The organism is Taibaiella koreensis (assembly GCF_003545715.1).
Taxonomy (GTDB): domain Bacteria; phylum Bacteroidota; class Bacteroidia; order Chitinophagales; family Chitinophagaceae; genus Taibaiella; species Taibaiella koreensis.
This window is the reverse complement of record NZ_QVNU01000003.1, coordinates 179,661-205,672: the sequence shown is the minus strand read 5'-3', so window position 1 is coordinate 205,672 and position 26,012 is coordinate 179,661. Positions and strand designations below refer to the sequence as shown.

Genomic DNA, 26,012 nt, shown 5'->3' with positions numbered 1-26,012 from the left:
CAGGTATATTGCGCAATACCAGGTGCATCTTTGCTTTATCCATGAAGGTCAAAACGGCGTTACTTCCAACACATCACTGTTAATGATCCCACGCCGGTAATTATCTTTATGGAGCAAGGAGACGGTAGCTCAGCGGTAGAGCAGGTAGCTTTAACATTACCCCATGGGTCAACTAAGGCTTACTTCTTACGCACAGGACGTCCAGGTCGCCGGTTCGACTCCGGCCCGTTTCCCGGAAATGGTCAAGAAAGGCTTACTACAAAGACTCCAAACCGAGCTTTTCTATTATCATCACCGGTCAGGTCAAGATTTCCTTACTTCCAACTTCAAAGGGTGAAACCAGGAAACCGATTATCTGATCTTTTAAAAACAATGTACTATGAAAACGAATTTACATCAGGTTGCTTTAAGGCAAAACGCCATTTGGATCCCATCGACGTTGCCTGCGGCACCTCAAAAAGAGATCACGCCCACAACCTCCACTCTGGCTGCCAATGCCGCCAGGCTGGGCTTTACCTTCTCCGAGTCTTTGCTGCATGCGCTCAATGAAATGACGCCGGCCTTTAAGCTGGAGTTGCTGGAAGCGCTTAAAACAGTAACAGGTATATACAAAAGCTGGACGCCGCTGGTCAAAGGCTGGGATACGCCTACAGGCGAAACCCGCGCCGATCACCTGGTCACTTATTTTGCCAATATGTTCAAGGCAAAGGGAACGGCAATGCCCTGCGGTCACGTAATTCCATCCAATACCTTTCCGCTGGAGCGCTATAATGGGTGCCCCTTCTGCGGCACACCCTTTATATTTGGCGAGATAGAAGACTATGGACAAGGTAGCAAACTGAAGGTGCTGGAGTTGTGGCAGGATAAGGAGCTGCAGGATTTCTATAAGGACCTGCTGACCTCTAAAACACCACTGGACGCTACCCAGGCCGATAGTCTGAAGCTCCTGCTCCAGGCGCTTCCCGCTCCTGAAGTCGCGATCGGCATGAAGGAGACCCTGATGCTGGTGATCGATACACTCAAAACAAAAGGCGCAGTCGATGAAGCGGGCCGGTACTTTACCAGTCCTACGGATATTCTTCGTTACCTCTGGTACCAAAAGACAGGATTCCTGCAGCTGGTCGAGCCCGGGACGCTGATTAAACGGAACAGCCGTAACCATGCGCACATACATCCATCGCTGAACCGGAGCGGTGTGGGTGCAGCGCAGCAGCGCCACGACCTGCGGCTTAAGTACAGCAGAAAGGACTGCCAGATCGTAGCGAAATGGCTAAATGACCTCGCTATACCCGCCGAAAAAGCCTGTGAGCTCATGCACCCGAAAAGAGGTATGTGGGTACGGTTTATCAGGGCCCTGAGGTTACCGGAGTATGCCCGGAAGGTTGGCTTCGAACGACTGAGAACCTTGCTGGACGTATTTTACAACCAGACCTATGAGGTATGGCAGGGCCGGGTGGAGCAGGTACGGATTAAATATGATGCTGCTACCGCTTTTGCTTTGTTGCAGCAACGTCCTGGATTGTTTGCGCGTTCCTTGTTTGCCAATATGCTGTGGTTTGGCGCCGAAGACACCCTGAATGCCTTCAGGCAGGTGATCGACCAGGTGCCTGCACGGCTTGTATTCACGTTGAATATGTATGCCGGCAACTATTTCAATCCTGGTATCGCCCGGAGCGTAAAGCCGCTGGGTGGAACCCATAAAACAGTTCCGGCCAACCAGCTGCTGAAGCTATACGAGCCGGAAGAGCTGAGCGCCATGCAAGCCAGTATTGAAGATCTGTGCCTCGATGCGATGAAAGCGCGCTTCGCAAAAATGAGCCCGGCGGGTAAGACGATGTTTATCGATCCCCTGCTGTATCACATGCCGGTAGCGATCGGCGATCGTAGCGATACGGTGCAGGATCTGCCGGCAGCGCTGATGGGGACCCGGTTCCCGCTGGAAGGCGATACCGTAAGGTTATTCATGCAGTGGGGGCAGGGCTTGCCAGCCCAGCACCTGGACATGGACCTGAGCTGCCACATTGCCTATGCTACAGGAAGCGACATCTGCTCCTACAGCAGGTTGGTTACTACCGGCTGCAAACACAGCGGCGATATCCGGAGCATTCCCAATAAGATCGGGACGGCCGAGTATATCGATATCGATGTGCGGGAGTTGGCAGCAGCGGGTGCGCAGTATGTCACCTTCACCTGTAATGCTTACAGCAACGGTAGCATCAGCCCCAATCTGGTAGTAGGCTGGATGGATAGCAAGCATCCGATGAAGATCTCGGAGCGTAGCGGTGTAGCGTACGACCCCTCTTGCGTGCAGCACCAGGTGCGCGTGACGCAAAGCGTGGCCAAGGGTCTGGTGTTTGGCGTGCTTGACGTGACCGCACGTGAAATTATATGGCTGGAGATGACCTTCTCAGGCCAGATGGTCCAAAACCTGGATCGCAAGGGTGTTACCGCTTTGCTGGCTAAGCTCAACAACAAGCTGAGTGTAGGCGCATTGCTGCAACTGAAAGCCGGAGCCCAGGGTATGACCCTGGTTGAGCACCTTCCCGCCGATGAGGTATATGATCAGCAGTGGGCCAGGAACACAGCAGCAGTAACCCAGCTCCTGATCGACTAGAAATTAAGCCTCCTTGCCAGGGGCCGCCTCTTATGAGAACGGCCCCTTTTTATGTCATTAGCTGTCCATAACCAAAATAACTACGCAATACACATGCGCATACGTTTTAGTTATACACCGACAAGAAGCATGTTTGTGCCTATTAATGCTATTTATCAATAGATTAATCAAGATCAAAAAAATATTTTCCATCGCGTAGATACACTGCGCAGTACTAAGGCCATCTTTGCATTAACAAAACAAACAGTAGTTCTTTAAAAGATTGATCAGGCATAAGCCTTCACGATATTCCCCGTCACAGGGGAATGGCAATCCCGCATGAACAGCGTACCGGTTGCCTGTTTCCGTACAGCAGGCAAAGTAGAATGGGCACTGTCCGTTTCTATGCTGACGCAACGCATGCCGATTGTTTTCTAATGCCGGGGTCGCGGGTTCGAGTCCCGCTCTCTTGACAGAGATAGCTCAGATGGTCAGAGCACGGCCTTTGTGTACACGGGTTCGACTCCCGTTTCCTATTCGCAGGAATGCTAGCGGTTTAGCAACAACCATCAGAAAAAGAAGGGTAACTTTTCAAACACCCGCCTGATAGTGTGTTCTGTGTTCCGGCTTCCGGGAACATCTTTTCCGGAAGCAATTTGTCTGAAGCTTTGTAAAGGCCTGACATCAATGGCGTCGCCGGGAGCCTCCGCCCTATGCTCACAGCTATGCTCTGGCAACAGGAATGGTTGCAGATAACAGGAAGATCGCTCCGGGAACAACCAGGCACGTATGCCTTTCCGCTATGGGGAAATGGAATACAGCGACACACTATTTATTGTAAAAAAAGTAGAAGCATAAAAACGAAAGACGATGAAAAAGATCAGGATCAATGCCAACCATGTTGGCCTCGTATTCCGGAAAGGATCATTCCAGCGCGTAGTAACCGAAGGGGATTACTGGCTGGGCTTTGGCGAAAAGGTTGAAGTATACGACTGCAGCAGACCACTTCAGCTGAACCATGATATGGATGTATTGCTGCAGCACCCCGGCTTTGCCGAGGCGATCACGATAAACGAGGTCGGGGATAACGAGCTGGCCCTGTTCTACCTGAATGGGAACTTTAGATCCGTGCTGGGACCGGGAAGGCATTTCTACTGGAACAGCCTGAGCAACTATACCTTTTTGAAAGCGGATACAAGCGCCTTGGATATCCCGGTGACGATCGACCGTAACCTCCTGGACAAGGCGCCGCTAAACGCCCATGTGCGTGCCTATAAGGTAGAAGCCTACGAACAGGCATTGCTATTCATCGACGGTAAATACAGCAAACTGCTGGAAGCTGGTCAATATTACTGGTGGAAGAACAGCACCACGGTTCATATTGCCAAGGCAGATATGCGGCAGCAGGCTATGGACATCAACGGACAGGAGATCCTGACCCGGGATAAAGCCCAGCTGCGGATCAACTTCACCATTCAGTACAAAGTAGTGGATATTGTGAAGGCCCTGGCCGACAACCGTGAATACGACAAGCAGCTTTATACCCTGATGCAGCTGGCGCTTCGCGAATTCATCGGTGGCCTGAACTTGGACGAGCTGATGGATAGCAAGGAGCGTATAGCAGAAGCGGTGCGGCTGCAATCGATGGAAAGAGTAGCCGGGCTGGGTATCGCATTGCACTACTGCGGGGTGAAAGACATCATTCTTCCGGGCGATGTTAAAGATATCCTGAACCAGGTATTGATCGCTGAAAAGAAAGCCCAGGCCAATATCATCACCAGGAGAGAAGAAACAGCATCCACCAGGAGCTTGCTGAATACCGCGAAGCTAATGGAAGACAATCAGATGCTGTATAAGCTAAAGGAAATGGAGTATGTAGAAAAGATCGCGGAGAAGATCCATACAATCAGCCTCTCCGGGGGCGGACAGATCGTGGATCAGTTGAAGCAGATCTTCATTAAACAATAAGACAAAGGCCCGGGCACAAATATTCCGGGCCTTTATAAAAAATAATCACATGAATAAATGTGAAAGACTAAAACAAGACCTTGACACTAAAGGCAGCGGCAGCATGAAGGCCTATGGCCATTCGATGCTGCCTATACTGAAAAGCGGGAGCGTGCTCACGTTTGAAAAAACGGATACTTACGAGATCGGCGATATCGTATTTTGTAAAGTGAAGGGTCGCTATATTGATGCCCATAAGATCATCAAAAAAGATGCGAACAAAGGTTTCCTCATCGCCAACAATCACGGTTATGAGAACGGCTGGACAAAGATCATTTACGGCCGGGTGATCACCGGGGAATACCAGAATAAGGTTATATTTGAAAGAGGAGGCAAACGATGACACTCACGGATAAAATACTCGTCATAGACCTTGAAGCTACTTGCTGGGAAGGCGAAGCACCCCGTGGACAGATCAGCGAGGTGATCGAGATCGGTACCTGCCTGCTCGACACCCGAACCGGCGACATCAGTGATAATGAAGCCCTGTTGATAAAGCCCGGGCGATCGACTGTAAGTCAGTTCTGCACCCAGCTGACAACCATTACCGGGGAGTTGCTAGAACAGGAGGGCATCTCTTTCCTTGCCGCCTGCAAGCGGCTGCAGCACCTGCAACAGTATACCTGGGCCAGCTACGGGGCTTATGACCTGCGTATGATGCGCGACCAATGTGCCCGCATGCAATGCCCCTATCCCCTGTCGGCGCAGCATATCAATGTGAAGGAGTGGTTTAGCCTGCAGAAGGGTCTTAAGAAAAAACCGGGGATGAAAGGCGCGCTTGACCTGCTGGGATTACCATTGATGGGAACGCATCACAGAGGCGTTGACGATGCCCGCAACATCGCTTCGATACTATACTGGTGCCTGCAACAAAAGCAATAAGACATGGAACATATCTATCACAAAGGAAAATATAAAGGTGAGCGATGGAAGCATTTACGTCCTTACCTGAAACGTGTAGGGAACAAGGCCTGGCGCAGGGACGCAGTATTGCAGATCGCAGAGGAGCTGGATTGGGACAAGCTTGCCGTTGCGCCGAAACGTAAAAGAAAGAGAAAGCCCAAGATCCGGCTCAAGATCACTATGTGCAGCGCCCGTGGATTCAGGCACAGCTATTACAGGAGCTATTCTTCTGAAAAAGCAGCAGAGGACGCCATGCGGCGTAATACCGTGGAGCGGGTCTTCATTTTTGAAAGAAATATTTTAATAGAGAAAAAATGAGAACAAGAATATTGGATCAACTGAAAACTATAGAACAGGAAAAAGGAATACAGATACTATTCGCCTGCGAATCGGGGAGCCGTGGCTGGGAATTTCCTTCGCCCGACAGCGATTATGATGTACGGTTTATCTACCGCAGGCCTTATACGCAATACTTGTCCATAAGCGTCTACGAAGAGCAGCTAAGCTTTCCTATCGATAGCGAGCTGGACCTGAGCGGATGGGATTTGCGGAAGACCTTGCAGCTGATACAGAAGTCCAATACCACACCCTTCGAATGGCTGCAGTCGCCTATCGTGTACCGTGAGACGCCGGGGTTCCGCGACGAGTTATGGTTGCTATGCCAGCATTACTTCAGCAGGAGAAGCAATGTCCATCACTACCTGGGCATCGCAAAGGGTGCACTGGATACAATGGAGAACGGAATGATAAAGATAAAAAAGCTATTCTATGTATTGCGGCCTTTGCTTGCCGCGCTTTGGAATGTGGAGCAGAACGGCATTGCGCCTATGAGCATACAACCACTGATGAACCTGATGCCCGATGCCTTACAGCAGAAGGTAACCGCATTGATCGCGTTGAAATCGGGCACAGCCGAAGGCTATACCATAGCACCGGATGAAAGCATGATGGAATGGATAGGGCAAACGTTCGAACAGTGTACCCGTTACGCTGGCACCTTACCCAGGGATCATTTCGATGCCGGGCGCTTAGATGATTTCTTCAGACAAAACCTGACCGAAAATGACAATAGCCGAAATAAAAGATAAAGGCCTGCTGCTGCTGGAATGCATCAGCGGCAGCAGGGCTTATGGCCTGGACACGCCCTCTTCCGATACCGATATAAAGGGTGTGTTTTACCTGCCGAGGGATCAGTTCTACGGTTTGCATTATGTAGCACAGGTAAGCAATGAGACCAACGACGAAGTATATTACGAGCTGGGCCGTTTCGTTGAGCTCTTGCTGCGCAATAATCCCAACATGCTGGAGCTGCTGGCCACACCAGACGACCTGGTGCTTTACCGGCACCCGCTAATGGCCGCTTTCACACAGGAACTATTCCTGTCACGGTTGTGCCGCGACACCTTTGCGGGCTACGCCTATACGCAAATAAAAAAGGCTCGCGGCTACAATAAGAAAGCCAGTAACCCGGTAGCGCCGGAACGAAAGCATGTTATCGATTGCTGCTTCGTTACTGAAGGGCATCAATCCTTTCCTCTTGAAGCCTGGCTACAGGCGAGAGGCTACAGGCAAGAGGATTGCGGCCTTGTGGCGATGCCGCATACCAAAGGTCTTTATGCTTTGTATCATAGTCCAGGTGCAGGATACAGAGGTATCGTCAGTGCTGCGGACGCCAACGAAGTATGCCTATCCTCCATACCAAAAGGAGAAGAGCCGGAAAGCTATCTCTATTTTAACCAGGAAAGCTATTCGGCGCATTGCCGGGAGTACCGGGAATACTGGGGATGGGTAGCCTTGCGGAATGAAGAGCGCTACCTGGGCAACAAGGCGCATGGGAAAGATTATGATGCCAAAAACATGATGCATACGATACGACTGCTGCAGGTGGCCGAAGAACTGCTGCGCAGCGGAACCCTGCAGGTGCGGCGGCACAACAGGGAAGATCTGCTAGCCATTAAAAATGGTGAATATGACTACGAAGCGTTGCTGGATAAAGCAGAAGCACTCATGAAAACCATAGCGGCAGCTGCAAAGGACAGTCCTTTACCAGCGGAGCCGGATGAAAAAAAAGCAGTGGCCCTGTTGGTGTCGCTGCGGCAACAATTGTATACCTGACATGGCAACGATAAATAACGGCCTGTTACAACAGGCGATGGAAAAGGGCTGGATCGTTTCCCGTAAACATCCGCAGGACGATCTGTATATCTATAACTATACCGCACAGGTACAGTATGAAAGGGCATGGAATGAGATCACACTCGCCTGCCGGGGACTGATATTGGATGCGGCGGGCAATGTTGTCGCCCGTCCTTTCCCTAAATTCTTTAACCTTGGCGAACAGTCAGATGCTGTGCTACCAGCAGGTGGTTTCGAAGTCTTTGAAAAGATGGATGGCTCGCTCGGTATTCTGTATTGGAGCAAGGGAGAACCCTATATTGCCACGCGCGGCTCCTTTACCAGCGACCAGGCACAAAAGGCAAATGCTCTGTTGTACGACCGGTACCGGGAAGCCATTCCTCTGCTAAATCCGGAAAGGACCTACCTGTTCGAGATCATCTATCCAGCAAACAGGATCGTGGTGGATTATGGCGACCAGGAAGCGCTGGTGCTCCTGGCCGTGATCGACACGGAGAGCGGAGCAGAATTTCCGCCGGAAGAGATAGGCTTCCCCGTAGTCAAACGTTACAACGGGGTCAAAGACCTGTCGTTGCTGAAGCAGCTGGAAGACCCTGGGAAAGAGGGTTTCGTTATTCGTTTCGACAACAATTACCGGCTCAAGGTAAAGTTTGCCGAGTATCAGCGCTTGCACTGGATCATTACCCAGATATCTTCCATTGATATATGGGAGTACCTGCGCGACAACCGTTCTTTTGATGAGCTATTGGAGAAAGTCCCCGATGAGTTTTACCAATGGGTAAAACAGACACGGGAACGGCTGCTGCTGCAGTATGCCGGAATAGAGCAGCAGTGTAGAGCCGAGTTCAAGGTGCTGGATACCCGCAAGGAGACGGCGCTTTACTTTAATACCTGCTCTTACCCCGGGCTGCTGTTCTCTATGCTTAACGGACAGGATTACGCCGGTAAGATCTGGCGGATGCTACGGCCGGCATTTGAAAAACCCTTCGCTATCGCAGAAGAATAAGCTTTATGCCATGAACATCATAATCAATCAAACAGAACATGAATGGCTCCAAGCCCGGCTGCTGCAGCAATACCTGATCGGCAGCCGGCTTTACGGTACAGCACGTGAAGACTCGGACCAGGATTACCTCTGCATTTATGAAAGCGATGCGATCGAGCTTTATTCCGGCTTGCCTAATGCGCACCAGTTCCTGTACAAAGAAGAAGCCACCAATACTGACTGGAATTATTGCTCCCAACTGCAGTTCTACAAGAACCTGCACAGTGGTGAGACGACCATTCATGCCGACATCATTTTATTTACGGGCATGGTCTCCAATCCAATGGAGCAATGCCGGACTTATAAGATCATCAAGGCTTACCTCGGCTTTGCCCGGCGCGACCTGAAACAATGCAGCAAAGAGCGGCCTGAAAAACTGTTCCATGCTGCCAGGAGCTTATATTGTGCCGGCGCGTTATTGGGCAATACCTTACCTACGGTAGCCGGCATCCAGACCTTGTTTCGCCAACGGCACGATGCATCTGCCCTGGACGCAACCGAGCAACAATACCGGGCCAGGGCCAACGAGCTCTATGAAAAGGGCCAGCTGGAACAATATTATATTGAAAGCGCCGGTAACCCTCTATGGCAAAAGCTGCTGGACAGCAATAACCAAAGGGAATTCCGGTATTAAAACCAAAATGATGAAGAAAGTGATCATTATGCGCGGATTGCCGGGCAGCGGAAAATCAACCTGGGCCCGGCAAATGGTGAAAGACCATCCCAATAGCTATAAACGGATCAACCGGGATGAGCTGCGGCTGATGCTGGATGACGGCTATATGAGCGATGGTAACGAAAAATTTGTACGCCAGGTACGGGATATGCTGATTGTAAAGGCCCTGTCCGACGGCAAGCATGTGATCGTAGACGATACCAATCTCTCGGAAAGGAGCCTGACGCGTATCCACCAGCTGGTACAGGAATTCAACAAGGCGCACAACGACGAGGTGACCGTAGAGATCAAAGAAATGGCGACATCCATACAAGAGTGCATTGCCCGGGATGCAGAACGGGAGCGGAAAGTAGGCGAGCAGGTGATCCGCAGGATGCACCGCCAGCATATCGAAGCCCAAGGTTTCTATTGTGAGCAAGACAGGTCGCTGCCTCCTGCTATCCTGTGCGACCTGGACGGTACGTTGGCACTGCTCAACGGCCGCAACCCCTTCGACGCCTCGGGCTGCGACAAAGACGTGCTCAACGAGCCGGTCGCCCATGTGCTGGCTACTTACAAGAAAGCCGGGTACGCCATTCTCTTGTTATCCGGCCGGGAGGACAAGCATAAGGAGCCGACCTTACGCTTCCTTGAGGCACATGGCATTGCCTATGATATGCTGCTGATGCGGGTCACAGGGGACGGGCGCAAAGATGCGATTGTCAAGAAACAGCTCTTTGATGAAGCGATCCGGGATAAATATTATATCGGGTTTGTACTTGACGATCGCAACCAGGTAGTGGATATGTGGCGCGACGAGCTCAAGCTGCCCTGCTTCCAGGTATACTATGGCGACTTCTAAGTACTCTTTTCTCTGGAAAAAGAACAGCCAGCCGGGAACACGACAATGTGTTTCCGGCTTTTTTTAAAAAAAAATCTCACTGCGCAGGTGTGCTGCGCAGTACCTGGAATATCTTTGTCCTGTAATAAAAACGCCATGATAATACAGATCAAAAGCCGGAACGAACATTTGCTGGATCTGCTGTTCAAGAATCCTGATACGGACTTCGGTCTGTACTTTAAACCCTTGAAAGACGGGATTATTGCAGGCAATGTCGTGTCGCCTCATGAGTATGAAATCGTTTTCCAGGACACGCAGTTCAGCTATATGCCCGAGGATGGCGACCAGCTTGATTTTCAAAGCTATAGCAGTCCTCTGGCCTTACTTCATATCTGCACCGAGCTGTTTTCCCATATCCTGAAGGATAAGGAGACTTTCCTCCGGCAGGAACTGAAATGGCTGGGGGTCACACAGGGCTCTCTGGATAAGCATGCCTGTCACATTACCGTACCCACGCTGTACATTCACTCGGGCTGGTACCGTGACGGCCAGCATTTGTTGTCCCGCTATTTTCCAGGCCTGAAATTCACGCAACGGCAGGGACGGAACTTTTGCCTGGAAATAGAAGGAGCCAGTGTATTCGAGGCCTTTAATCTGCTGAGCCTGGTAGCCCTGCTCAGCCATGTCACCAATGAGTACGGGCTCTTCAAATATATCGACGATAGCTTTGCTTATAAGTACGTGCGCGTGCTGACCAATATTGAACAGGTTCCTTACTTCATTTTTTACCTGTACGCTAAAAGAGCCGTTAAATCGGTAAAGCAGTTCCAGCTGGTAAAGCCGGTCATGGAACAGTACCTTTTACGCAATGGGATCGAGGCCGAACTGACCTGGTATGGCACGCAGCAGGACCGGCAGCTATTCATCACTGGCTTGCTGGACACCGGAACGGCGATCCTGGATATCGGCTGCGGAGAGCTGAGCTATTACAAGCGGATGATGAACAAGGGCCTTAAAGCAACTTATTACGCTGTGGATGAGGAAGAGCGTTTTGCCCAGCTGGGCGCTGCTATTGCACGGCGGCTGGAAGCAACCAACCTTGAATTTTATACGCGACTGGAAGATTGTGGAACGAAAGAGGAGGTGAATATTATTATGAGCGAGGTGATCGAGCACAATACGCTTGAAGCGGCCGGCGATCTTATTAAAAAGGCGATGACCTACAATTTCAGGCAGATCACTATCACAACACCCAACGCCGATTTCAATATCTTCTACGGGGATGATGATCGTTTCCGGCACGAAGACCATCACTTCGAACTGAGCCGGGAGGCCTTCCGGCAATTGATCGATAGCTGCCTCGATGGCAGGGAGGATGCCCGGATCACCTTTGACCAGATAGGGGATAAGCTTAATGGCTTGCAACCGACGCAAGCCTGCATTATCAGCAGGATTCCAAAAAATGATCAACAATGACGACAAAAGATATCACACAAACGGAAGAACTGAAAAGGCTACGGTCACGGATCGACTGGTTCTGCGACAATAAAGTGAATGCGTTTTCGCCAACCATTTCCCCCGCTCCGAAATCCGTAAAACGGAACGAGATCGAGAGCCTCGAAGAAGGGATACGTTATTTCTTCGATCGCGGCGTAAGAGAACTGCTCGTACAAAAGAAGTATATGGGCTCCTATTGCGATATTTATCTGCATAAGGCCCTTGAAGATACCTATTTCGTAAGCCGTAACGGGCACAGGATAACGCATATCGACCTGGAGGCTGCCGGGGAAGCCTGCAAAGCCTTGCATCAACGGTTTGACTGGGGCGGGCTGCGTCTGGTCATCATACAATCTGAGCTGATGCCCTGGAGTGTGTTGGGTCGTGGTCTCATCGATAACGAGTTTGAAGGATACCTCGATGCGCACCGGCAGCATGCCCGCTTCCTGGGTCAATCAGGATTGTACGGCAAGATCGGTCAGGTAAAAGCAAGCGAGTCTTACCTCGCTTTCGTCCGGGATAAAGCAAGCCTACCTGACAAGCAATTCAAAGAAAAGTACCCGGCACATATCCAACGGCAATATAACGCCCTGGAACAGTTCCTGGTACTTGACCTCGAGCAATACAACCAGGGCATTGCTGTATATGATGAGCAGATCACGCATTTTGGCCAGGAAGAAGCCATACACTTTAAACCGTTCAATATACTGAAGAAGGTGTATGATGATGGCCGGGAAGATATCCCGGATGACAACCGGAGCTATAGTATGGTCAACGACGATGAAATGCTTACGCTTCGGCTGGACGATGAGGAAATGATGCATAGGGAAACAGAACGGGCCTACCAATGGTTTGCTACGCTTACTGCGGGGAAAGAAGAAGGCGTGGTGATCAAGCCGGCAAAGGCTTTCATTAAAGGATTACCACCTGCCTTCAAGGTCCGGAACAACCATTATCTCACCATGATCTACGGCGTTCATTTCCTAAAAGACCTGGAACAAAACATAAAGAAGCGGTCCATTGGCCGGAAGCTGGATTGCTCCGTCAATGACTGGATGATCAACCGGGAATTGCTGGCGGTGCCCTACAACGAAATCGACAAAGACAACTATCATTTGAAAAACCTTGTCCTTGACCGTATCCTGGGTGAGCAGACCGAGGGCATGCTGGACAAGCGGCTATAAACAACGATAATCATGAGCAAAACGCCTCAACTGCTGATATTGATCGGCGCACCGGGATCGGGTAAATCGACGTTTGCCCGTTATCATTTAAGGACTCAGCCCAACTGGATGCGGCTGAGCCGGGACGACTTCCGGCAGATGCATTTTACCTATGCCTTTATGGAAGACCAGGAGGAACGCAAGATCACCCGTATGATCGATGCGGCCATTACCTCATTATTGGCGGAGCGGACCAATGTCATTTTGGACGCCACCCATACGAAAAAGAAATACCTGGACGAGTATATCGATAAATTCAACACCCTTGCCGACATCCATTTCAAGGTCTTCGAAGCCCCCGAAGAGGTGCTGTACCATCGTTGCGAGGCCAGGTACGCTGAGACCGGGAAACAGATTCCCCGGCATGCCATACAGAAGCACGTAGCGAATCTTCAGCAACTGAAAAAAGAGTTCGACTTCGAACCAGTGCTCAAAAAGAAAAAGGTAAACCAATACAGGGAACAGGACCCGGACTTGCCCAGAGCCCTGATCTGCGACCTGGATGGCACGCTGGCGCTGCTCAACGGAAGAGACCCCTATAACGCAGCCTCCTGCGAAGAAGACCAGCTGAACCAACCCGTTGCTAACCTGCTGGTGCAGTACCGGCAACTGGGTTATCGTATCCTGCTGGTATCGGGCAGGGAGGACATTTATAAAGCCCAGACCCTACGGTTCCTGGAACGGCACGGCATCCTTTTCGATGAGTTGCTGATGCGAAAGGAGAAAGACAGCCGGAAGGATGCCTTTATCAAGAAAGAGCTGTTTAAGGCTTACATCGAAGGTAAATATTTTGTAGAGTTTGTATTGGACGACCGAAACCAGGTAGTGGATATGTGGCGGGAAGAGCTTATGCTGCCTTGCTTCCAGGTATTCTATGGTGATTTTTAAGCCGTTTCCTTTTATAGCTAAGCGGAGCAGCCTTTCGGCTGCTCCGCTTTTCATTTTGCCTTGCCGAAGACGACCTGCTTCGACCAAAACCGCATTTTCGCCGACGAACGGCTTTTCGTCGAAAGTCGAATAGTTTAGCCCATAGGTCTAATAGTGAAAAAGACCGCTCCGAAGCCGCAGTATGTTTGCATTAGAAATCGAAACAAACAACACAAACCTTCAAAAAACAATTCTTATGAAAACGCTTCTCCGCAAATCCCTGATCGCCGCCTCCTTTGTAATGACCCTCGCCGCTTCTGCTTTCCCGGCCATGGCACAAGATAATATTCCGGTTTATCTGAAGGCAGCTAATCCTTCTATCGGCATTGCTGTAGCCAACGCTACCGGCGCCAGCTTCGCAATCAAAGATCAAAAGGGTAATACCGTAATGCAGGGTACTGTGAAAAACGATAAAACTTTCTTCATACCCACAAGCAAGCTCGGCAAAGGCACTTACCGCTTTGTTATGGGCAGCCTGGTCCTGCAAGAGTTCATCATTAAATAATCTTTACCTCATTTCTTTTTACCACCAATAAAAACCACCTCTTATGAAAACGCTTCTCCGTAAAACCGCTATTGTTACCGCGCTCATTTGCGCCACAGCACTTTCCGCTTTCCGCGCCACAGCACAGGACGAAAGGCTTATTTACAGCAAAGGCCGCCACACTGCTATTGGCATTACGGTCGACAATGCTACTGGCGCAGAATATACGATCAGAGATAAAAATGGTAACGTAGTGCTCCAGGGCAGGATAAAAAGCAACAAAACCTTCTTTATACCGACAACAAAACTAGGTAAAGGCAGCTACCGCTTCGTGATCGGCAGCCTGGTATTGCAGGAATTCGAGATCAGATAATCCTCCCGGGCTTTACACAAGCAGGTAAGGCGCCACCGGCAGGCAATGCACACCTTCTACCCTACGATACGAATCGGTTGTGTAAATGGTATCGACACCGGCGATTGCAGTGCCTTTGCTAAAGATGCCATGGCTTACGATCAGCACAACCTTACCCGCGCCCTTCTCTTTAAGCAATGCCGCCGTACCCGCAAAGGTTCCGCCGCCGTCGCAGATATCGTCTATAATAAAACAAGTATTGCCATCAAGGTTATCCATAGTTGTTTTAAAGCTTGTCAACGCACCGGTTTTCAGATCCCGTTCTTTCATACACTCTACTACTCTTTCGGTACCCAGGTATTGCGCCAGCTTATGAATCTTCTTCAGGGCCCCGGCATCGGGCGACACCAGGTAGTAAGCCGTGTTGGCATTGGCCGTAAAATAATGCTGCAGGGCGTCCTGTACATACTTATGGTTGGTCACGGCATAAGACCTGTCGATCAGCGCGGTTGACACCTCTGAGTGCGGATCGAAGATCCTGATCTTGCGGAAGCCCGCCTGGTTCAGCATCGCTGCTACTACTTTCAGGGAGAAAGGCTCACCTTCCAGCATCACTCGGTCCATTCGCGCAGCCATCAGGTAAGTGATCGCCACTTCCACATGTCTGAATTCAAAATAGTCGAGCGTATTTTTGACCAATAACAACAGCAGCAGGTCTACCGGGTTATTGATCCGGCAGAGGATGCGGAGCGGCTCCTCCAGGTCCAATGCCATACAGCTGTCCCTATCCAGCTTGATATGCGGTTGCCCGTCGGGAAAGATCATGGTCTTGTAGCCAATATCCGACTGTTGCGGATCGATAAGGTTGAGTATATTCATGATACCGGAAATGATTGTGCGCAAAAATACGCCGGGTCTTTCTATTTATTCCTTCCTTTCTCCTGCGGATACAGCTGCTGCACTACGTCGCTCTGCCACACGGCATAGCCATCGATAGCCATCGCCGATATTCTTCCGGTAAACGCGGCCCCCGTATCGAGGTTCCACACATTACATGCCTGCATGGGCATGGTCATGCCATAACGCAACGTTGGCGTATGACCGATATAGATCTCCCGGTACAGCAAGAGCCGCCTGGGATAAAGCCAGCTATCCTTTTCGATTCGCCGGTCCATAGCCAGTGCCATTTCCCAAAGCGTGCGATCCCAGGAATAATTGCTTTTATAGTGCTCATGATCGGGCCCGTGCATAGAGGAAAAGCCGGCGTGGATAAACAAGCGGTTCTCTTCATCTACATAATAATTATGCATGCGATTGAAAAAGGCAAGGTGCTCCTGCCTTTGCTCATCCGTAAGCCGGAGATAGCTCTTAACCGTAGATTGCCCGCCATTGAACAACCATATGTCGCTGCCCGGTTGTCCGCTGAGCCAATCTTCGCACCAGGCGTCATGGTTGCCCCTGATAAAAATACAGCAGTACTCTCTGTCCAGCGCCATAAGGTAATCGATCACCCCGGCCGACTGTGACCAGCCATCGACATAATCGCCCAGAAAGATCAGGTGATCTTCCGGCTGTAAGTCTATTCTTTCCAGCAACTGCTCCAGCGCCTTTAAAGCGCCATGGATATCGCCGATAACAAGGGTACGTTTCATGAATACATTTTGTGGTATAGCCGGTCGGCCAGCTGTTCAATATCCGTTCTCCGCGCCAGAACCTGCAGCCAGGCTTCCGGGATCGATTCCCTGCCGTATAGGATACCGGCCAGTCCGCCTGTAACGGCCCCGGTGGTATCGGTATCGTGCCCCAGGTTTACGGCTTTCAATACGGCATCGGCGTAATTATCCGTATGCAGCAGGCACCATAGCGATGCTTCCAGTGTGTGCAGCACATAGCCGGTCGAATACATCTCTTCCTCTTCAAAATCATAAAGCGGCCTGATCACATAGTCCCCGATAGGATTTTCCAATATACGGTGAAAAATATCGATCTCTCTTTGTGAACGGACAGGGTGAGCATGTAAAAACGTGTTGACATCACGCGCCATATTGCGGTAAGCCTCCCATTTATCCTTTCCCAGAAGCAATTGCCGCGCCATTTCCAGGTAAATAAAGCACGCATTAACGGAGCGTACATGGCGATGCGTCAGCGAAGATACCTCGCCGATGATACGATAACGCTCCTCAACTGGCCTGTCTTTAATATAAAATAATAACGGCAGTATGCGCATTAAAGAGCCATTCCCGTTACTGTGTTCGTCATCTCCACCTGCCTGCAAGGGTGGCACCCCCTTCTGTAAAGAGTAGATTGCAGCGGAAGTGGCGATGCCGATATCAAATACTTCACCATGAGCCGTCCAGTAAGCAGCTTCCTTCCAGTCTACAAACCGTTCGGCCAGCGCCTGCAGATCATAGCCGTTGCAGAGCATCTCTGCCAGGCAAAAAGTAAGCGAGCTATCATCGGACCAGGTGCCCGCCGGCTGCCGGTGCGTTCCGTAGGCGCGCATACCGGTCACCGGTTCGTTCTGCAAGCCTTTTCTGGGAATAAACTCCACCGGCACGCCTAAAGCATCTCCTACAACCACCCCAAGCAATACATCTTTTACCTTATTTTCATCAGCCATTGTTTCTCAATTTATACATGATATCAGATCGCAGTACATACTTGTTGCCAGCCTCCAGGCGGGCGCCCTCGTGCCTGAGACTATGCTCAAAGATCAATGCCGTGCCTTTCCTTGGCGCCACATACTCGCCCGATTCAAACCGGGTCTGGCCACCCTCATAATCGTCGTTCAGGTATACCATAAAGGTATAGTAGCTGCATTCCGTTTCGTTACGCTGGTAACGGCCATCGCGATGCATCTTGAATCGCTGGCCGGGACTGTATTTATAGAAGCGGAACATTTCGTTCAGTCCTATTGCATAGGTATTACCGATTGTAGGCCTGATGTAGGGTCGCAGCTTCTTCCACAGCTTGAATGCCATCAGCTGGTCGGTATAGAGGATACGCTCGTTGTCGCGGATCATCTTCATCATCTTCTGGCCGCCGTCGATATTGACCTTCGCTTCCTGGAAACCGGTCGTCTCCGCCTGCGCGATCAGCTGATCGCATTCCGCCTCGCTGAGGAACTGATCTATGGTATAGATCTCGGATGTTTCTTTGATATAGCTCATCTTCATTTCTCTTTTAAAATTCTATGTATTGGACCGGCACATGATCGGTCAACCATACGCCATTGTCTGATAAATAAAAGGAGATGCCGTCCTGGTCCATGAGGCCGGCCCTTATCCTCAGTACCACCGGCTTGCCGCGCCTGCCGCCTACTTGCTGTGCCAGTTCTCTGTCCCTGCTCAAGTGTACATGCCGGCGACTCATCTTATTCAATCCACCGGCCCTGATCGCTTCAAGGTTTTGCCCGACCGTACCGTGATACAGATACTCTGGCGGCGGCTGTGGATCGAGCTTCAGATCTATCATTACCGAATGACCCTGGCTCGCCCTTATCAGCTGCCGGTCGTCGCTGAAAGCAAAGCGCTGCTTATCATTATCGGCAACGATCTGCTCCAGCAGCGACAGCGTAAGCGGATGGTGCCCACGGGCTGTTTTCCCGATCAGCTCCTGCACATTTGCCCATCCTTCTGCATCCAGCTGCAGGCCTATGGTTTCGGGGCTATGCCTGAGCACCAGGCTCAGGAACTTGCTTATTGTTTTTAGTTGTTTTGTTTCCATGATCTTAAGGGTTGTTTATAAAAATCGCTTTCCTTCCAGGATTCCACCTGGTGCTGCCAGGATAGGGGTATGGTTGTTTCGGGCGCCGACAAGGCGACGATGCCGCCGGCAATAGCACATAAAGTGTCCCTGTCACCCAGGGCCGATACCAATTCCCAAAGACAGGCTTCAAAATCATTCAAATGTTTGGCAGCACACCATAGCGCCAGGGGCACCGTATCCTGGGCTAGCATCCGTGTTCCGTTGCCCAGAGCAGCGACAAGGGTCGGTATGCTGTAGCTGCCTTCCATAGCGCGGGCCTTGCCGATCTGTGACCGTGTGTCTGATTGCGGAAGCGCTTCGATGATCTCATTCAGAAAGGTATTCCGGCTGTATCGTTCGCCCATTTCCTGTTGCCGGGTCGCCAGGGCAGCCGCTGTAGCCACGGCAATGGCCCCGGCCACCGCTTCTATGTTCGTATGGGTGATGATGGAAGAAGCAGCTGTCTGCAGCTTCACCAACGCCAGGTTATCATAAAAATAAGCACCGATAAGCGCCGCCCTCATGGCGCTTCCGTTGCCCATCGAGCCCATACCTTCAAACTTCTCAGCTGCAACTTTCTTCCCATCAGCACCTGCCGCCACTTCGCGAAAGAAATGATGCATGGACGGCCCATAGCCTCTATGGGTATCTATTTGATAGTTTTGCAGAAAACAGCCCAGAACATAGTCTTTATCGATGGTTCCGAAAGCCTCCAGCGAACGGAACAAAGCGATCGCCATAATGGTATCGTCTGTAAACATCAGCCTCTCCAGGGGTAAGTGCTTGTTCTGTATGTGATCAAGCATCTGTTCCTGCGCACCAAAGAAACACTCTCCGAAGGCATCGCCGATAGCGGTGCCGGAAAGCGAACGTGCCGCTAATTTCAATCGATCATCAGAAGTTGCCATGTTGCCGGTATAAAACATAATTCTCTTCATCAAAGCACACGAAGATCACTTTATCCAATTTTTCCCTCTCTTCAAATCCCAGCACAGCCTCGATGGCTATCGTGGCGGCACGATTCTTTGGAAAATGGTAGATGCCCGTGCTGATATTGGGAAACGCTACTGTCCGTAAACCATTGTCCACGGCCAGCTTCAGGCTATTGCTATAACAATCGCGCAGCAGCGCTTCCTCCCGTTTGTTCCCACCATTCCAAACCGGCCCTACCGTATGGATCACATATTGTGCAGGCAAATTGCCGGCTGTGGTGATCACCGCCTGGCCGGTATCGCAGCCGCCTTGCCGGGCACGGATAGCCATACAGGCCTCCAGGATCGCCTTACCACCTTTCCTGTGGATGGCGCCATCTACGCCGCCACCGCCCAAAAGCGAGCTATTGGCTGCATTCACAATGGCGTCAACTGCAAGTGTGGTAATGTCTCCTTTGATCAGTTCCAGCTTCATTTTTGTGTCTTTAAAAATCGTATACAAAAACAGGTATGTCTTTTTCAATTAACGCAGCGGCTATAAGCGGCTCTATCCGGTCCCAGGACCCGCCCGCAAGGCCGCAGCCGATCCTCGGCATATGAACGCTGGCGTTTAAACGGGAAGCATGCTTCGCTACGGCATGTAAACATGCTGCCACAGCATCATAACATATGGGTACGCCTTTACTTCCTGTCTTCGTTCCCCGTTGACCAATCATGTTTGCGATGTGGATGTACGGACCTACCTGCACCAGCTGAATGCAGCCGAGACTAAAATCATTTGTATTCCTTTCTCTATGCCATTTCCGGTAGGCAGCCTCTGGTTCCTGCCATCGCTTCGAAATAGCCAGTACAAACCCTTTCCCCCAGCCGCCGATATCATTGCATATATGGGCAATGATCTTTGTACCGCTGGCCTGGGGAACCGTAGCATCTCCTTTTAAATATTGAATCGTACTCATTTGCTTTTCTCTTTTACCCGGCGACGAAGAATCACTTCCCGCTTGGTGTTCCTAAATTTGGTCCCTCACCGCCATCAACGCAAACCCAAGCAGGTTCATGCCTTTCCACTGCAAAGGATTTCCGGCACGCGGATCATCCGCTGCCATACCGATACCCCATACCGGGTCTACCGGGCTGGCCTCTACCAGCACGCGTGCACCCGTATCCTGGAGAAATTGCCCCAGTTCCGGGTGCTGTGTGAATTTGTACACGTTGCCCTGCCTGACGATCTCAAACTTGTGATCATCCCATATGGCTGTATTGAAGCTTTGCACCTGCCGGCCCAGCTTTTTTGCCGCCGCAGGAGAAGCGGACTTCCTTATTTGTTCTGCCATCGGCGCATCGTTGAACAGCAGGGCCTTTTGAGCCATCATCCAATGCTCTGCACTGGGATAGCGATGGCCTTCCGCTTCAAAAGGAGCGATCCACCATTGGCTGAAGCAGCTCGCTGTAACGCTTCCGTCTTTTGATGGCCGGTGTCCCCAGAAGAACAGGAACTTCAGTCTTTCCTGCTTCCGGTACTGCTCTACAAGCCATGCTTTATTGTATTGTTCCATGATTAAAAATATTGCTTCAACGCCTGATCTTCAGGCAACACAAATTGAGATCCTGTAAATACCTTCACCACTTCTATTCTGCCGGTGATATGCCTGTTGAATGTCTCCAGCTCTTCTGCCGGGATCCACAACTCATCATGTCCGTCACCGCCAACATGATGCACGGCATATTGCTCCAGGTAAAGCGCGTCTACATCAAAGCGCGTAACGACGCCGCAGTAGCCGGAAAAGCTATCTTCTGTATTCCAGTCTTCAGCGATCTGCTCGGCGTATGCCTGGTTCAGCACAGGGTAGAAGATCGGCTGCCACGACAGCCGTGGTGGAAAGCCTCGCCAGTCGAGGGCGGCGATACGCTCGAGCTCTTTCATGCCTACCGGCCGGTATAAAGTTCTTGTCTTCATGCTTCCTGCTTTTGCATACCTAAGCGAAACTTCAGCTGCGCATCCTCAAGCATCCATACCGTTTCTACCGGTATCTGCAACGCCTCCGCACCTTTTTGCTTCAATAAGGCTCTTTGTTCGTGAACGAAAGTGGTAATATCTTCTATCTTTTCAATATAGTTCTTTCCAAAAGCAGCCAGGGCATTACCGCTCAGACCCAGCTGTATGGTGCGCCGCTCCAGCTTATGGCCTGATGGGTCATGATCGGGATCCCATTGCACCCTCACCTTCCTGGTCCTCATGTCCTGCTGCCAGGCCTCATGGCTATCGTATTGCCAGGGCCTGAAAGTAGTGGGAACCGCCTCTGCCAGCAGGGTCAGAAAATGATCCTTGCGTATCCATAGGGCCAGAATGCGCTCCTGGTGCTCCTTCGCGGCCCAGCCACTCCGGTACATCATCCACAGAAAGCCTGGCTTGATCCAGGACATACGGTCATAGCTGAAAGCATCACCGCCCAGGAACTGGTTACGCACTGCAAAATCGGCAATGGCAGGCTTATAGGCCTGGTATACGACAAGCTGGTCCGATTGCTGGTGGGCGATCAAATGTTTGCCCACAGGCGGAAGTTTATCATATACACTGCTGTACGAATCTGTATGTATCGTCATGACACCTGCACCTCCTCTTTCCGGAATACCTTATGAAAGGCGGCAATATTAGCGCCGTCCTTGCTACGGTCGTAGATGGCGAAGACCACCGAATGAAAGCAACGGCTATACTTTCCATTCTGCAGCAAGTAGCGGCCGAAGTACGCCGCGATATTGCCGGGATCGTTCTGAAAGACGCCGCAGCCCCAGGCTCCAAGCAATAAGTGCGTGATTCCATGCTGAACAAAAAGCCCAAGCACTTTATCCATCCGTGACAACATCACGGCTTCCGCCTGCCCCAGCTCTTCCGGCCGGTTACTCTTCATCGCGCCGATATTAACGGCCGGGCTAGTGATGAAGTCCAATGTATAGGACTCCGGAAGCAAGGCGCCCTCGTCGTTACGGAATACCGGGACTGCAGGACTATAGATCATATGATCGGAATAGAGATATGTGCTACGGCTCCTGTTGTATTCGTGCATATCGAAGTGCTGCATCAGGGTCGGGTACAGGGCCGAAGACAGGGCCAGGCTTTCTTCCTGCGCCTGGGCGCCACCCAGGAAGCCGCCTCCGGGATTTTTGGCCGAGGCAAAGTTGAGGCAACCCACCCGGTCGCCGGTAGCAGTCATGGCCGCGGCCGCTTCCAGCACGGTGCCTTGCACCACTTTTATTTCTGTCCGATGATCCAGGTTTTTACATTTCACTTCTACCGCTTTCTGCAAGGCTTCAAAATCATCCGGCCGGTATAAACGGCTCCCCTGCAACGATGACCGGATGGCTTCATCCAGCAGCATCCGCCGGCCATCGGTTTCGTAGTAGCCTTGTTCTATTATTTTCAATGTTTCCTGAGCTTTTTCTGCTCTTGTACCTCTTTTCATGGTGATCTGTTTATCCGACGCTATAGCACAGGTACTATCGCCGGTTGTTGTAATTGTTGCTTTATTCTTTCCCTGATACCGGCCAGGGTTTCTTCTGTCAAGAGCTTACCATCCCGGAACACGGTTTTCAGTTCGCCCTGTTGCTCTTCCTCCCAGCTGCACTGGTCTTTGAGCTCCAGGCGGCCCGTCGCTTCGCTGCGATAGACCTGCATCAACCCTTTGGCAGACTTTTTCGTTCCGTCGTCTGTTTTGGGGTCTTTAAAAATAGCTCTCCCTTCACCGTTCACTTCGCCGTAAGTGGCTTTCATCGCGAAACCGAAAGTGTCTCTCGTCACGTATTCGTAAGTGTAGGAGCCGATACCAAGGACCACATTATAGCTGGCAAAGCCTTTACGCTTCAGCCCTTCCAATATGGCTTCCTGCCGTTCTGTAGTGATGCTGTCGCCGTAGATAAGACCTATATGCGAGTCCAGCAGCTTGTACCCTTTTTCCGTAAAGTTCCCGCCGAAAGTCTCCCAAAGACATACGATGGCACCTTTGTATTCCGGGCTGCCTGGTATAGCGTCTTCATCGCCAACAATGATCTTCACCGGGTCGCCGCTATCGGGGCGGATCACCACTTTACCATCGCGTGCCAGTATCTTATCTTTCAGTGCGGGCAGGAAATCGGTGATCACCTGCCAGAAATCCCAGGTATCGCTTACGATCGAGACCACACCGGCCGGATATACTTTTGTGATCAGTCGCTCGAAAGTTTCGATCTCGCCATCCTGGCTGCCCATACACATCACGCTATGCTCGGTAGCCGGTACGGAACCACCGATCAGCTCTGCTTCACAATCTGCACCATAATACGTCTCCAGGAAATCGATCGCGGGTATGGTATCGGTGCCGGCAAAGGAAAGCAGGTGACCAGCGCCGCTCATCAGCGCATCTTCCACACCGCTCATGCCCCGGAAAGAAAAGTCGTGCCCTTGCCAGGGAATGAAGCTGCGGTCGGCGCCCACTGTTTCTGCCGCATAACGCGTAAAGGTTTTCAGGTACCGGAAGGCTGTGGTAGCAGAGGTACAGGGTTTCCATATGATCGCGCTCATGAGGGTCTCCAGCATATTGGTGAGCCAAAAGAACTCCGGCAGGGTGTTTCTTATGGTCAACACCGGCACGCGCATAGGTACCTGGCTACCCTCCGGAAGCGCTTTTATCTCCAGAGGCAGGTAACCGAGATCGTGTAGGGCCGCGATATGTTCATAGCCCACAGCATCTTTGCCCAGGTAATGATCCATACGGCGGGCATAAGCTTTCAATACGGCCTCTTTTGGCTGTCCGAAAAAGGCCTCGTTAAACTGGCGCACAAGATATTCCCTGATAAAATATTGCAGACCGAAGAAAACGATCTCCGGTATCTCCGGGTTACGGGAATGGCGCGGTGTCATATTGGAATACACAAGGGTAGTGCCTTCGGGGTACTGGAACTTGTGACCTACTTTATAGCCGTCTTTCAGCAGTATGGGAAGTATCGTTTTCATCAGGATGGAATATTAAGTTGAAAATTATTTTGTTTCAGATGTTTATTGAAGCGGTACAGATCGGGATGTCGGTTCTTCAGCCCCTCTCTTTTGGCGCCTGTAGCGATAATGTATTCCGAGTCGAGTATCTTCCGTCTGAAGTTCCGCCTGTCGATCTCAATACCTAATATCGTTTCATACAGATCGTGCAGCTCTGTTATGGTAAAGGTATCATTCAGCAGCTCGAAGCCTACAGGATGGTACAGTATCTTAGACTTCAACCGTTGTAATGACTGTCCGAAAATGCGCTTATGATCGAAGCCCAGCCGGGGTAGCGCGTTTACCGGGAACCATTGCACATCGTTGGCCATGCTGCCGGCTACAACGGCCAGCTGCCTCGGGTTAATGAGCGCATAGTGGGCCACAGAGATCACCCTGCCCCTCGGATCTCGGTCCGGCTCATCAAAGGTATAGAGCTGCTCGAGGTAAAGCTTATCGATGCCCAGCTTAGTCTTCAGGATACGGGAGCACACTTCAAGCAAAGACTCTTCCATTTGTAAAAAGCCACCGGGCAAGGTCCATCCGTTTTTAAAGGGTTCGTCCTTACGGTTAAGCAGCAATACCGATAGTTCCCGCTGGTGATAACCGAAGACCACCAGGTCCACGGCAAGCGAAGGATTTTTATAGCTGCTGAACTGTTTTGTCATGTTTAGTTTGCGTTATTATGACGCAAAGTAAAAACAAAAGTGGCATTGCAACCAAATTTATTTGATGTTTTAACAAATTGATCCCGGAGGTTGGAGCTTAAAGTACCGCCGTACAGGATACTAAGAAGAGCGTGACTGCGTTATTACGATGTGCTATCATCAATACAAACACCATGAAAACAGCGTGCTATCTGTTATTCGCATTATTAATCTCTACCACGGTTTTCGCGCGGGAAGATATTTATGTATCCTTATCGGGTGGCCTGGGCAGGGCCAATGCCGACAGCCGGTATTTTGGTCCGGCTAACGAAGACAAAGACCAGTCAACCATAGCGCATCGCAATCTTAAGGTGGTAGCCGGCTACCAGACGGGACACTGGCGGTTCCAGATGGGTGTTCAATCCTTCAACAGCGGGTATCAATTGAAAGCACTCGTGACAGCCGGGGACATTGAACCGGATAAGCCTGCTGCGGCCGAGCCGGCCCAATACCGGCTTAGCTACAGGCATGTGGCGCTGCCCCTGGAAGTCGCTTATGAAATACCGCTTGGCCACCGGCTCAGGCTTGCTCCTGCTGCCGGCTTGCTGACCACTTATAATACAGAGGCCAGTGTCAGACTAACGAAAGAGAACGGAACAGATTTATTCCATGAAACCCTGTCCGGTCCCGATTTTGATAAGCAGTACAACCGCATTTCGTTGTGGGGTACCGCTGCGTTCTATATAGAATACAGGTTGAATGACAAGTTTAGCTTTTTCGGTGGCCCTTCGGCCCGTTACATGATCAGCAACCTGGAAAAACGCAGCGATAATACCATCAGCTTTACAGGAGCGCAAAGGAGCTATTGCGCCAGCTTTGATATCGGCGCCAGCCTTAGCCTATGGTGGCTGACTTCTAAAAAGAGCTAAAGGCAGGAACCCTATCTTACCCGCTTGAATGCCGGCTTTGCTCTAAAAAAAGCAGCGCATAATATAAAAACGCTTTGTCCGTTTTGTCT

At 50.9% G+C, this 26,012-nt stretch carries 31 protein-coding genes and 1 tRNA gene; 17 read left to right on the top strand and 15 right to left on the bottom strand.

Features of this window, described 5'->3' with window-relative positions:
* Positions 1–118 precede the first annotated feature (118 nt).
* A tRNA-OTHER gene (locus DZK30_RS25810) sits at positions 119–233 on the top strand.
* 146 nt (positions 234–379) lie between these two features.
* Positions 380–2,614 (top strand): hypothetical protein, encoded by a 2,235-nt coding sequence (locus tag DZK30_RS10920; RefSeq protein WP_118974181.1) that lies wholly within the window; start codon positions 380–382, stop codon positions 2,612–2,614.
* 266 nt (positions 2,615–2,880) lie between these two features.
* Here DZK30_RS10920 and DZK30_RS26490 read toward each other — a convergent pair whose 3' ends face one another.
* A complete protein-coding gene (locus DZK30_RS26490) occupies positions 2,881–3,015 on the bottom strand; it encodes a hypothetical protein (protein ID WP_262706895.1) in 135 nt (44 codons plus the stop codon).
* 448 nt (positions 3,016–3,463) lie between these two features.
* Between DZK30_RS26490 and DZK30_RS10915 the strand changes: the two genes are divergently transcribed.
* The 14 genes from DZK30_RS10915 to DZK30_RS10850 all read left to right on the top strand — a co-directional run bounded on the left by DZK30_RS10915 (position 3,464) and on the right by DZK30_RS10850 (position 14,684).
* On the top strand, positions 3,464–4,561 hold the full coding sequence (locus DZK30_RS10915; RefSeq protein WP_118974180.1) for a slipin family protein: 1,098 nt from the start codon (positions 3,464–3,466) through the stop codon (positions 4,559–4,561).
* A gap of 49 nt (positions 4,562–4,610) precedes the next feature.
* Entirely contained in the window at positions 4,611–4,943 is a 333-nt protein-coding gene (locus DZK30_RS10910; protein ID WP_118974179.1) for a S24 family peptidase, read from the top strand.
* Complete coding sequence (locus tag DZK30_RS10905) at positions 4,940–5,482, top strand: 3'-5' exonuclease (RefSeq protein ID WP_118974178.1); 543 nt, start codon at positions 4,940–4,942, stop codon at positions 5,480–5,482. Before DZK30_RS10910 ends, DZK30_RS10905 begins: the two co-directional genes overlap by 4 nt.
* 3 nt (positions 5,483–5,485) lie before the next feature.
* Positions 5,486–5,821, top strand: coding sequence for a hypothetical protein (locus tag DZK30_RS10900; RefSeq protein ID WP_118974177.1), 336 nt, complete (start codon positions 5,486–5,488; stop codon positions 5,819–5,821).
* Positions 5,818–6,591: a nucleotidyltransferase domain-containing protein gene (locus DZK30_RS10895; protein ID WP_118974176.1), complete on the top strand. Its 774-nt coding sequence runs from the start codon at positions 5,818–5,820 to the stop codon at positions 6,589–6,591. Before DZK30_RS10900 ends, DZK30_RS10895 begins: the two co-directional genes overlap by 4 nt.
* Positions 6,566–7,618, top strand: a complete 1,053-nt coding sequence (locus DZK30_RS10890) for a DNA polymerase beta superfamily protein (protein ID WP_118974175.1) — start codon at positions 6,566–6,568, stop codon at positions 7,616–7,618. Before DZK30_RS10895 ends, DZK30_RS10890 begins: the two co-directional genes overlap by 26 nt.
* Before the next feature lies 1 nt (position 7,619).
* Positions 7,620–8,645 carry a T4 RnlA family RNA ligase gene (locus tag DZK30_RS10885; protein ID WP_162903023.1) on the top strand — a complete coding sequence of 342 codons (1,026 nt, stop codon included), beginning with the start codon at positions 7,620–7,622 and terminating at the stop codon, positions 8,643–8,645.
* A 10-nt stretch (positions 8,646–8,655) separates the two neighbouring features.
* Positions 8,656–9,318 carry a nucleotidyltransferase domain-containing protein gene (locus tag DZK30_RS10880; protein WP_118974173.1) on the top strand — a complete coding sequence of 221 codons (663 nt, stop codon included), beginning with the start codon at positions 8,656–8,658 and terminating at the stop codon, positions 9,316–9,318.
* A gap of 7 nt (positions 9,319–9,325) precedes the next feature.
* Entirely contained in the window at positions 9,326–10,201 is an 876-nt protein-coding gene (locus DZK30_RS10875; RefSeq protein ID WP_205529415.1) for a phosphatase domain-containing protein, read from the top strand.
* A 135-nt stretch (positions 10,202–10,336) separates the two neighbouring features.
* Positions 10,337–11,656: a methyltransferase domain-containing protein gene (locus tag DZK30_RS10870; protein WP_118974171.1), complete on the top strand. Its 1,320-nt coding sequence runs from the start codon at positions 10,337–10,339 to the stop codon at positions 11,654–11,656.
* On the top strand, positions 11,653–12,861 hold the full coding sequence (locus DZK30_RS10865) for a DNA ligase-like domain-containing protein (protein ID WP_118974170.1): 1,209 nt from the start codon (positions 11,653–11,655) through the stop codon (positions 12,859–12,861). The genes DZK30_RS10870 and DZK30_RS10865 overlap by 4 nt, the downstream gene beginning before the upstream one ends.
* Positions 12,862–12,873: 12 nt before the next feature.
* Positions 12,874–13,788, top strand: coding sequence for a phosphatase domain-containing protein (locus DZK30_RS10860; protein WP_118974169.1), 915 nt, complete (start codon positions 12,874–12,876; stop codon positions 13,786–13,788).
* A gap of 235 nt (positions 13,789–14,023) precedes the next feature.
* Entirely contained in the window at positions 14,024–14,332 is a 309-nt protein-coding gene (locus DZK30_RS10855; protein ID WP_162903022.1) for a hypothetical protein, read from the top strand.
* A gap of 43 nt (positions 14,333–14,375) precedes the next feature.
* Complete coding sequence (locus tag DZK30_RS10850; protein ID WP_118974167.1) at positions 14,376–14,684, top strand: hypothetical protein; 309 nt, start codon at positions 14,376–14,378, stop codon at positions 14,682–14,684.
* Positions 14,685–14,696: 12 nt separating this feature from the next.
* On the opposite strand, the gene prs is transcribed toward DZK30_RS10850, so the two are convergent.
* Genes prs through DZK30_RS10780 form a run of 14 tightly spaced genes read right to left on the bottom strand, consistent with a single transcriptional unit; the run spans position 14,697 to position 25,015 of the window.
* Positions 14,697–15,542, bottom strand: coding sequence for a ribose-phosphate diphosphokinase (gene prs, locus DZK30_RS10845; RefSeq protein ID WP_118974166.1), 846 nt, complete (start codon positions 15,540–15,542; stop codon positions 14,697–14,699).
* A 41-nt stretch (positions 15,543–15,583) separates the two neighbouring features.
* Entirely contained in the window at positions 15,584–16,315 is a 732-nt protein-coding gene (locus DZK30_RS10840; protein ID WP_118974165.1) for a metallophosphoesterase family protein, read from the bottom strand.
* The gene (locus DZK30_RS10835; RefSeq protein ID WP_118974164.1) at positions 16,312–17,283 is read right to left on the bottom strand and encodes an ADP-ribosylglycohydrolase family protein; all 972 of its coding nucleotides are present in this window, start codon (positions 17,281–17,283) and stop codon (positions 16,312–16,314) included. Before DZK30_RS10835 ends, DZK30_RS10840 begins: the two co-directional genes overlap by 4 nt.
* Positions 17,276–17,833, bottom strand: a complete 558-nt coding sequence (locus DZK30_RS10830) for a prolyl hydroxylase family protein (RefSeq protein WP_118974672.1) — start codon at positions 17,831–17,833, stop codon at positions 17,276–17,278. The genes DZK30_RS10835 and DZK30_RS10830 overlap by 8 nt, the downstream gene beginning before the upstream one ends.
* Before the next feature lie 13 nt (positions 17,834–17,846).
* Positions 17,847–18,389 (bottom strand): RNA 2'-phosphotransferase, encoded by a 543-nt coding sequence (locus DZK30_RS10825; RefSeq protein ID WP_118974163.1) that lies wholly within the window; start codon positions 18,387–18,389, stop codon positions 17,847–17,849.
* Complete coding sequence (locus DZK30_RS10820) at positions 18,371–19,318, bottom strand: ADP-ribosylglycohydrolase family protein (RefSeq protein WP_162903021.1); 948 nt, start codon at positions 19,316–19,318, stop codon at positions 18,371–18,373. The genes DZK30_RS10825 and DZK30_RS10820 overlap by 19 nt, the downstream gene beginning before the upstream one ends.
* On the bottom strand, positions 19,305–19,817 hold the full coding sequence (locus DZK30_RS10815; RefSeq protein WP_118974161.1) for an O-acetyl-ADP-ribose deacetylase: 513 nt from the start codon (positions 19,815–19,817) through the stop codon (positions 19,305–19,307). The genes DZK30_RS10820 and DZK30_RS10815 overlap by 14 nt, the downstream gene beginning before the upstream one ends.
* Positions 19,818–19,827: 10 nt before the next feature.
* The gene (locus DZK30_RS10810) at positions 19,828–20,301 is read right to left on the bottom strand and encodes a macro domain-containing protein (protein WP_118974160.1); all 474 of its coding nucleotides are present in this window, start codon (positions 20,299–20,301) and stop codon (positions 19,828–19,830) included.
* Between the two features lie 51 nt (positions 20,302–20,352).
* Positions 20,353–20,898: an NADAR family protein gene (locus DZK30_RS10805; RefSeq protein ID WP_118974159.1), complete on the bottom strand. Its 546-nt coding sequence runs from the start codon at positions 20,896–20,898 to the stop codon at positions 20,353–20,355.
* Between the two features lie 2 nt (positions 20,899–20,900).
* Positions 20,901–21,299 (bottom strand): ADP-ribosylation/crystallin J1, encoded by a 399-nt coding sequence (locus DZK30_RS10800; protein WP_118974158.1) that lies wholly within the window; start codon positions 21,297–21,299, stop codon positions 20,901–20,903.
* Complete coding sequence (locus DZK30_RS10795) at positions 21,296–21,895, bottom strand: DUF4291 domain-containing protein (RefSeq protein WP_205529414.1); 600 nt, start codon at positions 21,893–21,895, stop codon at positions 21,296–21,298. Before DZK30_RS10795 ends, DZK30_RS10800 begins: the two co-directional genes overlap by 4 nt.
* A gap of 47 nt (positions 21,896–21,942) precedes the next feature.
* Positions 21,943–22,803, bottom strand: a complete 861-nt coding sequence (locus DZK30_RS10790; RefSeq protein ID WP_118974156.1) for a TIGR02452 family protein — start codon at positions 22,801–22,803, stop codon at positions 21,943–21,945.
* 20 nt (positions 22,804–22,823) lie between these two features.
* On the bottom strand, positions 22,824–24,329 hold the full coding sequence (locus DZK30_RS10785; protein WP_162903020.1) for a nicotinate phosphoribosyltransferase: 1,506 nt from the start codon (positions 24,327–24,329) through the stop codon (positions 22,824–22,826).
* A complete protein-coding gene (locus DZK30_RS10780; RefSeq protein ID WP_118974155.1) occupies positions 24,329–25,015 on the bottom strand; it encodes an NUDIX hydrolase in 687 nt (228 codons plus the stop codon). Before DZK30_RS10780 ends, DZK30_RS10785 begins: the two co-directional genes overlap by 1 nt.
* A gap of 173 nt (positions 25,016–25,188) precedes the next feature.
* Here DZK30_RS10780 and DZK30_RS10775 point away from each other — a divergent pair, with 173 nt between their 5' ends.
* Positions 25,189–25,923: an outer membrane beta-barrel protein gene (locus tag DZK30_RS10775; protein WP_118974154.1), complete on the top strand. Its 735-nt coding sequence runs from the start codon at positions 25,189–25,191 to the stop codon at positions 25,921–25,923.
* Positions 25,924–26,012 lie beyond the last annotated feature (89 nt).

What these genes read in the sequence shown, in the direction of transcription:
- DZK30_RS10920 (WP_118974181.1), top strand. Translation starts at nt 380, where the DNA reads ATGAAAACGAATTTACATCAGGTTGCTTTAAGGCAAAACGCCATTTGG.
- DZK30_RS26490 (WP_262706895.1), bottom strand. Translation starts at nt 3,015, where the DNA reads ATGCGTTGCGTCAGCATAGAAACGGACAGTGCCCATTCTACTTTGCCT.
- DZK30_RS10915 (WP_118974180.1), top strand. Translation starts at nt 3,464, where the DNA reads ATGAAAAAGATCAGGATCAATGCCAACCATGTTGGCCTCGTATTCCGG.
- DZK30_RS10910 (WP_118974179.1), top strand. Translation starts at nt 4,611, where the DNA reads ATGAATAAATGTGAAAGACTAAAACAAGACCTTGACACTAAAGGCAGC.
- DZK30_RS10905 (WP_118974178.1), top strand. Translation starts at nt 4,940, where the DNA reads ATGACACTCACGGATAAAATACTCGTCATAGACCTTGAAGCTACTTGC.
- DZK30_RS10900 (WP_118974177.1), top strand. Translation starts at nt 5,486, where the DNA reads ATGGAACATATCTATCACAAAGGAAAATATAAAGGTGAGCGATGGAAG.
- DZK30_RS10895 (WP_118974176.1), top strand. Translation starts at nt 5,818, where the DNA reads ATGAGAACAAGAATATTGGATCAACTGAAAACTATAGAACAGGAAAAA.
- DZK30_RS10890 (WP_118974175.1), top strand. Translation starts at nt 6,566, where the DNA reads ATGACAATAGCCGAAATAAAAGATAAAGGCCTGCTGCTGCTGGAATGC.
- DZK30_RS10885 (WP_162903023.1), top strand. Translation starts at nt 7,620, where the DNA reads ATGGCAACGATAAATAACGGCCTGTTACAACAGGCGATGGAAAAGGGC.
- DZK30_RS10880 (WP_118974173.1), top strand. Translation starts at nt 8,656, where the DNA reads ATGAACATCATAATCAATCAAACAGAACATGAATGGCTCCAAGCCCGG.
- DZK30_RS10875 (WP_205529415.1), top strand. Translation starts at nt 9,326, where the DNA reads ATGATGAAGAAAGTGATCATTATGCGCGGATTGCCGGGCAGCGGAAAA.
- DZK30_RS10870 (WP_118974171.1), top strand. Translation starts at nt 10,337, where the DNA reads ATGATAATACAGATCAAAAGCCGGAACGAACATTTGCTGGATCTGCTG.
- DZK30_RS10865 (WP_118974170.1), top strand. Translation starts at nt 11,653, where the DNA reads ATGACGACAAAAGATATCACACAAACGGAAGAACTGAAAAGGCTACGG.
- DZK30_RS10860 (WP_118974169.1), top strand. Translation starts at nt 12,874, where the DNA reads ATGAGCAAAACGCCTCAACTGCTGATATTGATCGGCGCACCGGGATCG.
- DZK30_RS10855 (WP_162903022.1), top strand. Translation starts at nt 14,024, where the DNA reads ATGAAAACGCTTCTCCGCAAATCCCTGATCGCCGCCTCCTTTGTAATG.
- DZK30_RS10850 (WP_118974167.1), top strand. Translation starts at nt 14,376, where the DNA reads ATGAAAACGCTTCTCCGTAAAACCGCTATTGTTACCGCGCTCATTTGC.
- prs (WP_118974166.1), bottom strand. Translation starts at nt 15,542, where the DNA reads ATGAATATACTCAACCTTATCGATCCGCAACAGTCGGATATTGGCTAC.
- DZK30_RS10840 (WP_118974165.1), bottom strand. Translation starts at nt 16,315, where the DNA reads ATGAAACGTACCCTTGTTATCGGCGATATCCATGGCGCTTTAAAGGCG.
- DZK30_RS10835 (WP_118974164.1), bottom strand. Translation starts at nt 17,283, where the DNA reads ATGGCTGATGAAAATAAGGTAAAAGATGTATTGCTTGGGGTGGTTGTA.
- DZK30_RS10830 (WP_118974672.1), bottom strand. Translation starts at nt 17,833, where the DNA reads ATGAGCTATATCAAAGAAACATCCGAGATCTATACCATAGATCAGTTC.
- DZK30_RS10825 (WP_118974163.1), bottom strand. Translation starts at nt 18,389, where the DNA reads ATGGAAACAAAACAACTAAAAACAATAAGCAAGTTCCTGAGCCTGGTG.
- DZK30_RS10820 (WP_162903021.1), bottom strand. Translation starts at nt 19,318, where the DNA reads ATGGCAACTTCTGATGATCGATTGAAATTAGCGGCACGTTCGCTTTCC.
- DZK30_RS10815 (WP_118974161.1), bottom strand. Translation starts at nt 19,817, where the DNA reads ATGAAGCTGGAACTGATCAAAGGAGACATTACCACACTTGCAGTTGAC.
- DZK30_RS10810 (WP_118974160.1), bottom strand. Translation starts at nt 20,301, where the DNA reads ATGAGTACGATTCAATATTTAAAAGGAGATGCTACGGTTCCCCAGGCC.
- DZK30_RS10805 (WP_118974159.1), bottom strand. Translation starts at nt 20,898, where the DNA reads ATGGAACAATACAATAAAGCATGGCTTGTAGAGCAGTACCGGAAGCAG.
- DZK30_RS10800 (WP_118974158.1), bottom strand. Translation starts at nt 21,299, where the DNA reads ATGAAGACAAGAACTTTATACCGGCCGGTAGGCATGAAAGAGCTCGAG.
- DZK30_RS10790 (WP_118974156.1), bottom strand. Translation starts at nt 22,803, where the DNA reads ATGAAAAGAGGTACAAGAGCAGAAAAAGCTCAGGAAACATTGAAAATA.
- DZK30_RS10785 (WP_162903020.1), bottom strand. Translation starts at nt 24,329, where the DNA reads ATGAAAACGATACTTCCCATACTGCTGAAAGACGGCTATAAAGTAGGT.
- DZK30_RS10780 (WP_118974155.1), bottom strand. Translation starts at nt 25,015, where the DNA reads ATGACAAAACAGTTCAGCAGCTATAAAAATCCTTCGCTTGCCGTGGAC.
- DZK30_RS10775 (WP_118974154.1), top strand. Translation starts at nt 25,189, where the DNA reads ATGAAAACAGCGTGCTATCTGTTATTCGCATTATTAATCTCTACCACG.